9 protein-coding genes are annotated in these 9,882 nt (G+C 68.0%); 4 read left to right on the top strand and 5 right to left on the bottom strand.

Going from position 1 to position 9,882, the window contains the following annotated elements; genetic code table 11:
- The first annotated feature begins 220 nt into the window (after positions 1 to 220).
- Positions 221 to 592 (top strand): VOC family protein, encoded by a 372-nt coding sequence (locus VN779_RS18010; RefSeq protein ID WP_325724814.1) that lies wholly within the window; start codon positions 221 to 223, stop codon positions 590 to 592.
- Positions 593 to 657: 65 nt separating this feature from the next.
- Here the strand turns inward: VN779_RS18010 and VN779_RS18005 are convergent, their stop codons facing one another.
- From VN779_RS18005 to VN779_RS17990, 4 genes are all read right to left on the bottom strand, one after another.
- The gene (locus VN779_RS18005; protein WP_414639704.1) at positions 658 to 1,404 is read right to left on the bottom strand and encodes a YqjF family protein; all 747 of its coding nucleotides are present in this window, start codon (positions 1,402 to 1,404) and stop codon (positions 658 to 660) included.
- Between the two features lie 97 nt (positions 1,405 to 1,501).
- The gene (locus VN779_RS18000) at positions 1,502 to 2,647 is read right to left on the bottom strand and encodes a glycosyltransferase (protein ID WP_325724810.1); all 1,146 of its coding nucleotides are present in this window, start codon (positions 2,645 to 2,647) and stop codon (positions 1,502 to 1,504) included.
- 41 nt (positions 2,648 to 2,688) lie between these two features.
- Positions 2,689 to 3,339, bottom strand: coding sequence for an acyltransferase (locus tag VN779_RS17995; RefSeq protein WP_325724808.1), 651 nt, complete (start codon positions 3,337 to 3,339; stop codon positions 2,689 to 2,691).
- Positions 3,336 to 4,037, bottom strand: coding sequence for a hypothetical protein (locus VN779_RS17990; RefSeq protein WP_325724806.1), 702 nt, complete (start codon positions 4,035 to 4,037; stop codon positions 3,336 to 3,338). Before VN779_RS17990 ends, VN779_RS17995 begins: the two co-directional genes overlap by 4 nt.
- A gap of 215 nt (positions 4,038 to 4,252) precedes the next feature.
- On the opposite strand from VN779_RS17990, the gene VN779_RS17985 reads away from it, so the two are divergent.
- From VN779_RS17985 to VN779_RS17975, 3 genes are read left to right on the top strand one after another with little or no spacing between them, the layout of a single operon-like run.
- A complete protein-coding gene (locus VN779_RS17985) occupies positions 4,253 to 5,134 on the top strand; it encodes a hypothetical protein (protein WP_325724804.1) in 882 nt (293 codons plus the stop codon).
- On the top strand, positions 5,134 to 8,310 hold the full coding sequence (locus VN779_RS17980) for an oligosaccharide flippase family protein (RefSeq protein WP_325724802.1): 3,177 nt from the start codon (positions 5,134 to 5,136) through the stop codon (positions 8,308 to 8,310). Before VN779_RS17985 ends, VN779_RS17980 begins: the two co-directional genes overlap by 1 nt.
- Positions 8,311 to 8,358: 48 nt before the next feature.
- Positions 8,359 to 9,159, top strand: a complete 801-nt coding sequence (locus VN779_RS17975; RefSeq protein ID WP_325724800.1) for a glycosyltransferase family A protein — start codon at positions 8,359 to 8,361, stop codon at positions 9,157 to 9,159.
- A gap of 71 nt (positions 9,160 to 9,230) precedes the next feature.
- Here VN779_RS17975 and VN779_RS17970 read toward each other — a convergent pair whose 3' ends face one another.
- Positions 9,231 to 9,854, bottom strand: coding sequence for a hypothetical protein (locus VN779_RS17970; RefSeq protein WP_325724798.1), 624 nt, complete (start codon positions 9,852 to 9,854; stop codon positions 9,231 to 9,233).
- Positions 9,855 to 9,882: the final 28 nt, after the last annotated feature.

Here is a 9,882-nt window from a genome sequence, read left to right as displayed (position 1 = left end):
GGGCCGCGACGCCTGCCACGCACGCTCGCTGCGTTGGCGAAGCGTCCGCAGATGCCCGATATGAGGACGCTCCGCCGCCTTGCGATCGCACGCGCCAGACGCCGCGGCCTTGTCCGACGCTACTTCTTACACACGGCCTAGCCGTCGGCGATACGCCAAGTGCATGGTTTTGCGGTGCGCTGAGGCCGGTTCTGCGGACATGATCCGCGAGAATCGAAGCATGTTGAGCATCGGAACCGTAGTCGTGGGCGTGTCGGATATGCGTCGCGCGGTTGAATTCTGGACGAAGGCTCTCGGCTATGAGCCGCGGGACGAGGTGACGGACGGCTGGACGTTCCTCGTGCCGCCGAGCGGTAAATCAGGACCCGGACTGGGACTCCAGCCGAGCGAGGCGCCGGTGGAGCATCACCCGCGCATCCACCTCGACCTGTACGCCGGCGACGCGGCCGACCAGGCAGCCGAGGTCGAGCGGCTGGTCTCGCTCGGCGCGCAACGCGTCGACTGGGACATGTACCCGGAAGATCCGGACTTCGTGGTGCTGGCGGACCCGGACGGCAACCGGTTCTGCGTCATCGACACCAGCCGCGGCTAAGCGTCGGTAAGACGTAGCGCGCTGTCCGTTTGGACGAGACACAGTCCCCTGACTTAGTTCACATCTCAATCCCGCAACGGCGGGCCGAACCTCACCGGTACGCCGGGGGAGTACAAGACGCTGTCCGGCGGCCGGATCGGCGCGGGAAGTCCGGCCGCCGCGACCAGGTTCTCACGCAGGTCCAGAATCTCGGCACGATGCAGTGACCAGCGCGGATGCTCGTTCGGCAGGTACAACGTGCGCCGGAGCGGCGCGTAGTGCAGACCCCAGCGCGCGGTCATGAAGTGCTCGGCCGCGGTCGGCTCCTCGACGCGCTCGCCGATCCTCACCGTGAGTTGCGACCGCGCCGATGACTTACCCGGCCAATGCCTTCGGCTCGCGTACTCGAACACATCGTCCCCGCGCCGCCGCACCGACATGCGTGACCACACATACGGCAACTTGAAGCCGATCCGCGCGGCGAGCACGGGCAGCAGCCGCGCCGCGTCCAACGACAGGAACACGACCGCTCGTCGGCCTGCCTCGTCCACCGAGTACAGGCGCACGTTCGTCTCCGGGAAGGTACCGATCCACGGCATCCCCGGAAGCCCCAGCCAGCCGATGCGGTACATCCGGAACGCGATGAGCCCGATGTACGTCTGGCCGTCGATCACGTCCGCCTGCGTACCCGTGGGCAGAAACGGCTGTACCACCTCGGGCGCGACGGCCCAATGCAGGAATGTCAGGTCCAGCCACGACTGCGTCAACAGAGCGCGCCGCACTGCCCTAGCCGCATCAGGCGTAACTGGTTCGATTACCGCAGGTAGAGGCACCGAGCCAGCATCGCATAGGCCGCTGCTCACCGCAGGCAACCAGACTCCAAATCGATCTTGACTCCGCTGCCGCCTACGCCCTGCCTCTGCCCTGCCTCTACGTGCGCCGCGCGGGCGAGACAGCCTCCAGATACCGCGCCGACGACTTCTCCCACGAGAGCTCCGCCTCGAAGATCTCGTGCAGCCGCTCGCCGATCGCCGTGCGCTCCTTCTCCGGCAATCCGACCATCGTCTCCAGCGCATCCGCGAAAGCCGGCAGGCTCAGGTCTTTCGCGACCACCCCGGAATCCGCGACCAGCCGCGAGTTCTCGCGCAGCGGCCGCAACACGACCGGGATGCCGCGCGCCATCGCGTGCGTGACCTTGTTCATCGCGCAGTAGTGGTTGAACTCGATATCCGGATCCGGCACCGTCATCGCGTCGATCTCATCGAGGAACGGGCCGATCTGCTCCGGACCGAGCCAGCCGCGCAACCGCACCAACTCATCGAGCCCGCGCTGCGTTACCTGCTCACGCACGCCAGCCAGCGCGGGACCGTCGCCCGCGATCTCCACGCGGAACCCGGTGACACCGCGCTCACGCAGCATGTCGACCGCCTCAACCAGATCTCCGACGCCATCCTGCTCGCCGATCACGCCGAGATACCCGAGTACGGTCGCGCTTCCGTCCTGCCGCACCTCCGTGCGTTCCCCGGCAACAACCGATGCGGTACGCACCACCACTGCGTCGCGGTCGTACATTTTCCGCAGCCGCTCGACCTGCGCCGAACTCGGCGTCAGGACCACGTCTGCCGCTGCGACGGTTTTGCGCTCACATGCGAGAAACAGCGGCTCGAGCTTCTGGAACGCGGGCCGCGAACCTGCCAGCGCTGGCACCACGTCGTGCTGGTCATACACCGTCCAGCAGCCGCGCCGCCGCGCCCAACGCAGCAACCGGAACAGCATGTCCGGCGGATTACACACCTGAACCATGCGTGTACTCGCCGGTTGCCGTAACGCACGCCGCGCTGCACGCGTCGAGGCGAACGTCGTCCACGCCCCTTCGACAATCGTGCCAAGTCGCCCCGCGCCCTCGAACGACGGGAAGTACACCACGTCTATGCCGTCGATCTTGACCGTACCAGGCCGCTTGTCCCGAATTGCCGGACACACGACCGTCACCGTCACGCCGTCATCGCGCAAGGCTTGCGCCTGAGCCCACACTCGGTGGTCATCAGGCACCGGCAGGTTGAGTACGACGATCACGGCACGCGGCGCAGCGCCCGCCCGCGCAACGGCTCGCATCATCACGGCGCGTCGATTTCCGACAGCACGCCATCCTTCTCCAGGTACACAGCGCCAGTCTCCGGGCACACGAACCGTCCCGAACCCCGGCCTGCCTCGTCACCCTCGCCTTCCTCGACCAGCCGCACTCCGGCCCGGCCCACCCAGCCGACCTGCCGCGCCGGAACCCCGAGGACCAAAGCGAAATCAGGCACGTCCCGGGTCACCACGGCGCCCGCCGCGACCATCGCCCACCGCCCGATGGTCACCGGCGCGACGCACACCGCCCGCGCCCCGACCGAGCCACCCTCCAGCACGGTCACGCCGACCGCGTGCCAGTCGTCAGCGCTCTTCAGCCGCCCCTCTGGAGTCACCGAGCGCGGGTTGAGGTCGTTGGTGAAAACCACCGCCGGGCCGACGAACGCGCCGTCGCCGAGCACCGCCGGCTCGTATACAAGAGCATTGTTCTGGATCTTGACGTTGTCGCCGACGCGAACGCCCGGCCCGAGATACGCGCCTCTGCCTACGATGCATGAGCGTCCAAGTACGACGTCCTCACGCACAGCGGCGCCATGCCATACGGACGTTCCCTCGCCTAACACCGCAGTTGCGTGTACATCCGCGTCGGGTGCGATACGGGTGCCCGTCCTCGCATCGTTCTCTGCCGCACTCATACGGGCACCTTCTCCGACCTGTCCGCTCTGTCCGTATTTGCCTTACGTCGCTTGCCGGTGCCGTTCGCGGCTGCTCTGCGCGCGCGCCGGATCCTGCGCCCCATGTACCGGTCGTACCAATTCGGAAGCACGACGATCGCGATCGTTCCGAGTATCGCGACCCCGGCGAGCCCCCGAAGCTTCGAACCGTGCACCTGCACTACCGCCGGAGGAACAAGTTCCTGTGCGGTGATCCGAATCGATACCGGCACATCCGCGCGCGCCTGCATGTCGTCCAGCTCCGCGACGAACACCGCGGACAGCTTCGTCACGCTGGTCAGCACGGCATCCGGATCCGGCCCGGTGACGCTCAACTGCTCAGCGGGCACCGAGTATTTCGGGGTTTGCACCGTGCCGTTGTTACGCGGCGTCAGTGAATAATCGTTCGTCACCCCGGCCTTGCGCAGCCGGTCAGCCGACGTGCCGTCGCTCAGGATCGTGTCCACCATCAGGCCGGTTGCCGCGATCGACGGGGTGACCGCGGCCAGCGTGTTCGGCGAGCTGGGCGCCTGCGGCGGAACCAGCAGCAAGACCGTGGTGGCCTGGAAAACCCGTGCTGGGTGGTCCACTTTCCACCCCATGGCGAGCGTCAGCAACAGCGCCACCGCGGCGACATACCACCGCGCCAGCACCGTCTCGATCACTTCGCGAAACGACACCGCAGCCCCTCCCCTGGTCCGCGTCCCTCCCGCCCCACACCGTATAGCCGAACGGGCCGGGCGCGCACGAAAGTGCGGAACAAGAACCCAAGTCGCCCGAAGCGGTGGATGCATTGCCGCTACGGGCCCTATTCTCTACCCGTGGACGGTGCGTGTGGCACCGGCTCGGCAGGGAGACCGGGCGGTGGCACCGACGCACGCAAGGGGAGGGGTTCATGGACCTGGCAGAGGTCATCCGAGTCATACGCACACGTTGGTACGTGATGGTGCCGCTGTTGCTGCTCACCGTCGCGCTGACCGTTGGCGTGGACCGGTCCATACCCGCGAAGTACCAGTCGACGAGTGAAATCTCGCTGCTCGCCTCACAGTCCGCGATCGCCGGCACGGACAAGCTGCCGGGCACCGGCAATCCGTTCCTCAATTACGGCTCCTCGCTCAACGACACCGCCGACTTCCTGGTGCGCCGCCTCGGCTCGAACGACTCGGCCAGCGACCTGGCCAAGCTCGGCGTGACCGAGTCCTACGCCGTCGCGCTCGCCGCCGCGGCGCAGGGGCCGTTCATCACGCTCACGGTCACCGGGTCGAACCCAGAGCACATCCTGACCTCGATGAACACGCTCACCGACTACACGGTGCAGCAGCTGGCGAAGGTGCAGGAACAGGCCGGGGTCAAGCCCGTGGACATGATCCGCTCCATCGTGATCGTGTCGCCGAGCGCCCCCGCCGCGCAGACGAAGACCAAGACCCAGGACGTGCTCGGTACCGCGATCGGCGGACTGGTCATCGCCTTCCTGGCCACCTTCGTCGTCGAGAGCATCATCGCGTCGCGCCGTCGCCGTCGCCGCCGGGTGCCATTCGGCGCGGACAGCGACGAGGGCTTCGACGCCGACCCCGAGTCGGCCGCCGTCGAGACCGCACGCGACGAGGTGGACGACCGCCCGCATACCAACGGCGACAGCAACGGCCGCCCCGCCACCGCCGCGCAGACCTCCGCCTCGCGCTGGTACGGCATGGACGGAGCAGCCGACCTCGACCGTGATCCCTTCGAGCCGGCGCACCCGGAGTTGAGCGGCCGGGCACCGGGCACCCGCGACTAGTGTCCGCGCCGACCCTCGGCCTGCGCGGACTCGGTCCGGAGGCCGACCCCGCCGTCCGCAACGCCAGGCTGGGGATGAACCTGCGGCCACGTGCCCGGCAGGACGATCCCCGGCCCAAGCCCCGTCGCCGGCGCCACGGACTCGACGCCGTCGCGGTGCTCACCGTCTACGTCACGCTGCTCGAGCTGGTCCCGTCGAGCTGGACCGTCCCGTCACTCGGAGCGGCCGGTACGCCGGCGAACATCTACGCACTGCTGATGCTGATGTGGTACATCGCCTCGTGGCTGGGCGGCCGGCTGCTGCCGGCGCGAGGCACCCGCGCGGTCCGCATCGCGTTCCTGCTCTTCAGCGTCTGCATCCTCATCTCGTACACCGCCCTCGCCGAGAGCAGCCGCGCCCCGATCACCCTGGAGACCAGCGCCGCCGACCGCGGGCTGATCGGGTTGGTCGCCTGGACCGGGGTCGTGGTGGTCTCCTCGGGGGCGATCACCGACCTCGACCGGCTCAAGACGCTGCTGCGCAGGATGGTGGTCTTCGGCAGCTTCGTCGGCGCGCTCGGCATCCTCGAGTTCATGACCCGCAAGGACCTGCTGGCCAACATCCACGTGCCGGGGCTGCGCGTCAGCAGTGACATCAGTGGTCTGATGACGCGGGGAGCGTTCACCCGGCCCACCTCCACCGCCGCGCATCCGCTGGAACTGGCCGGTGTGCTGGCGATGCTGCTGCCGTTCGCGATCCAGCAGGCGCTCGACCCGGCGCGGCGGGAGAGTAGCTGGGCGCGCCGCTGGCTGCCGGTGATCCTGATCGGCGGCGCGCTACCGATGACGGTGTCGCGCACCTCGATGATCGGCCTGGTCGTGGTCCTGGTCGTGCTGATTCCGACCTGGAAACCGGCTCGGCGCTGGGCCGCGCTCGGATTCATCGTCCTCGGCGCCGGCGCACTGAAACTCGTCACGCACGGACTGCTCACCACGGTCCTGAACCTCTTCAGCGCGTTCCTCGGCGGCGGCGACAACAGCACGCAGGCGCGCACTATGGACTACGCGGGCGTCGCGCAGTACGTCGCGCAACGGCCGCTGTTCGGCCGCGGATTCCGGACCTTCATCCCGTCGCTCTACCGGTACACGGACAACCAGTACTTGCTTGCCGTCGTCGAAATCGGCATCATCGGCGCGCTTTCGATCATCGTGCTGTACTTCACCGGCATCCGTTGCGGCCGGCTCGGCCGGAAGCTGTGGAAGGACGAGCCGACGCGGGAACTCGGCCAGAGCTTCGTCGCCGCGATGGCCGCCGCGCTGGTGATGAGCGCGACCTTCGACACGCTCGGCTTCCCGATGTTCGCCGGGGTCATGTTCCTTCTGCTGGGCTGCTCAGGCGCGTACCTGGGCATCTCGCGGCGGGAGGGCGACCTGGTGCCGCGTCGCGACCCGGCCGCAGTGCTCGCCGGCATACCGCCCGCGTTCTTCTCGCTGCGCAAGCCCGCTGCGGCCGCGAGCACTCCGAACGCGTACATGCTCGACATGACCCGCCTGACCCGCACTCCGCACGCGATCGCGGCCACGCTGCGGCCGTGGTTCCCGCCGATGGAGGACGACACGCTCGTCCTGCCGATCTTCCGGGCGGTCGGCGTGCAGACTCGGCTGCCTACCGAGACCGGCGAGATTCCGGCCGTGAAGGCCACCGCGGATCCGAACGCCAAGATCGGCGGCGAGATCCGCAAGGGCGTGCGCTGGAGCTTCGTCAACACTGTGGTGATGCGGCTGGGCAACTTCCTGACCGGCGTCGTGCTGGCCCGCGGACTGCTCGGACCGCGCGACTGGGGCCTGTACGCCATCGGCCTGGTCGCGCTCGCCGTGCTCCTTTCCGCCAACGAACTCGGCGTCAGCCTGGCGATCGTGCGCTGGGACGAGAACCCCAAGCGGTTCGCGCCCACGGTCCTTACCCTCTCGGTCGTCTCCAGCGTCCTGCTCTATCTCGTCCTGTTCTTCGCCGCGCCCGAATTCGCCCGTTTGCTTGGCGCCGCCGACGCGACCGCGATGCTGCGTGTGCTCGGCATCGCGGTGATCATCGACGGCATCGCCTGCGTCCCGGCCGGAGTGCTCACCCGCAATTTCGCCCAACGCCAGCGCTTGTACATCGACGCGGGCAACTTCATCCTCAGCACCGGACTGACGATCGGCCTCGCGGTGGCCGGATTCGGCGCGATGAGCTTCGCCTGGGGCTCGATCGCGGGGAACGTGGTCGCCCTCGTCGGCTGCGCGATCGCCGCGCCCGGGTTCCTCAAGCCGGGCTGGAACCGGGAGCAGGCGCGCAAACTGCTGGCGTTCGGCGTGCCGCTGGCCGGCGCGAGCCTGCTCGTCCTCGCCATGCTCAACGTCGACTCCATCGTCGTCGGCGCGACTCTCGGACCGATCCAGCTCGGGCTGTACCAGATCGCGTTCAACATCTCGAGCTGGCCGGTGCGCAGCGTCTCGGAGATCGCCCGCCGGGTCTCGTTCGCCGGCTTCTCCCGCGTCGCCAACTCGAAAGCGGCCCTGTCCGACAGCTTCGGCCGGGGTCTGGCACTCCTCATGGCGGCCGCCGTTCCGGCATGCGCGCTGCTCGCGGTGATGCCCAAACCCCTGATTTACGCCATCTACGGCGAGCGCTGGACCGCCGCCTCGGGCGCCTTGCGTTTCCTCGCCCTGCTCGGCCTCCTGCGCGTCGCCTTCGAACTCGCCTACGACTGCATGGTCGCGTCCGGGCGTCGCAAAGCCCTGATCACCGTGCAGGGCTGGTGGTTGATCGCCCTCATCCCGACGCTGATCTTCACCGCGAGAGCGCGTGGTATCGCAGGTGTCGGACTCGGCCACATCCTGGTCGCCGGCCCACTTGTCGCCCCGATATTCCTGTGGGCGCTGTCCAAAGCCGGCATCTCGCCGCTTGTCATCGCGAAGGCCTGCGCGCGCCCCTTCCTCGGCGGGGCGCTCATGGTCGGCGTCGCGCTGGCGCTCGGCGAACTGCACCTGCCGCAGATCGCGTACCTTTTCGTGGCTGGGACGGCGGCCTTCGCAGTGTACGTACCCATCGTCTGGCCACTGCGGCACCTAGCCAAGCCGAGCCCGCCGCAGCCGGATCCCGCATCGTGCGTCGAACCCGTAGCAGCCGAGGCCGACGACCCCGTCAGAGTCTCCTGAGGCACCATCAACCGCACTAAGAACCGCGACAGCAAGGAAAGGCGAGTCATGATCCGGCGAACCGCCAAGCGGATTTTGCGGCGGCAATTCGGCTGGCTGCCGCTGTACGAGCTGCGCAACAAGGTGCTGCTGTCGCATACCGTGCCGAAGGTGTGGCTGTTCGAGACCTCGGAAGTACGCCGTCTGCGAAAGCTGCTGCAAGCCGCGCCGTCGTCGCTTGTCACCACCGTAATCCCGACCTATAAGCGGGCTGACGCGCTGCGCGCCGCGGTCGAATCGGCGCTCGCGCAGACGGTCGCCGACAACCTCGTCATCGTCGTCGATGACGGCGGCGGCCAGGTTCCACCGCTCCCCGACGACCCCCGAGTCGTCGCGGTCAGCCTCCGCAGGAACACGGCGGTCCTCGGCGTCGTGCGCAACGTCGGCGTGCGCCTGGCCAGATCACCCTTCGTCGCGTTCCTCGACGACGACAACACGTGGGAGCCGGAACACCTCGCCACGGCGCTCGCAGCCCTCGAAGCCCGGCCGAAAGAGCCCTCTTACCGCCTCGACGGTGTGTACACAGCCCTGCGCCGAGTCACGCCGGACGGCCGCGAGATGGACGTCCTGTCAGTGCCCTACGACCGGAAACTGGCCCGCGAAAAGGCATTCCTCGACGCGAATGCGTTCGTCGCGCGACGATCCAGAGCGCTGCGATTCAGCCGTCTGCGACGCGATAAGGGCGTTCTCCCGCGTGAAGACTGGGCCTCGTTTTACCGGTACGCGCGCCACCACCGCATCGCGCACGTGCCCGTCCCGACCGTGCGCTACCTGGTGAATCCGGACACGTACTACACGGTCTGGGACTGATCCTTGCCGGAGTGCTCCCCGTGCGACGCCTCGTTTGATTCCGGGGCAGTGCTGCCGCGCCTCTTCGCCAGCTAACTACCCGGCATAATCCACACCGTGGTCTCAGTGTGGATGATCAGGTTGCCGTCGTCGACGGCGGTGACGCTGATGATCGCGATCAGGCCACTGGACGTTTCCACGCACACGACCGATCCGGGATGAACTGAGACGCCCCCGGTGACTGATTGGGTCTGATCCAACGTCAAACACTGCTGCGGGGTAGGCGTTCCGGTGTTCGGCCACAGCGCGAGTTTCGTCGACGGTCCGACTCCGGAGAGGCCGCCGCCGTCGAACACGTCGCCCGGTCCTGCGTCGTCATTCGGCGGGATGCTGCCTAGATCAGTGCCGTTGTTCGTGATCAACATCGCACCGGGACCCCATTGGATGCGTGGTCCGGCCGCGGTCACGCCCGTGCTCGTCGCACTCGTCGGCGTGCCCGATGATCCTGAGCCAGATGAGCTGGCCGATCCACCGCCGTTACCGCCGCTGCCGCCGCCGCTCAACGTGGCCACAATCGTGGCCGTCGCGGTAACCACGGCGGCCAGCCCGGTCATGAAGCCGGGGAGGGTGGTGAAGAATCGGCGTATCCGCTGAGCCCACGTGGCCCGCTTCGCGGGCGCGTCCGGTCCGGATCCGTCGCTCGCCCCGTTTGACATCCGCCCGCTCCGCCAGGGATTGGAAACC

Origin of the sequence: Actinocrinis sp. (genome assembly GCF_035605935.1) — a bacterium.
GTDB lineage: Bacteria > Actinomycetota > Actinomycetes > Streptomycetales > Catenulisporaceae > Actinocrinis.
Note: the sequence above shows the minus strand (reverse complement) of the source record. Positions and strands in the feature narration are given on the sequence as shown.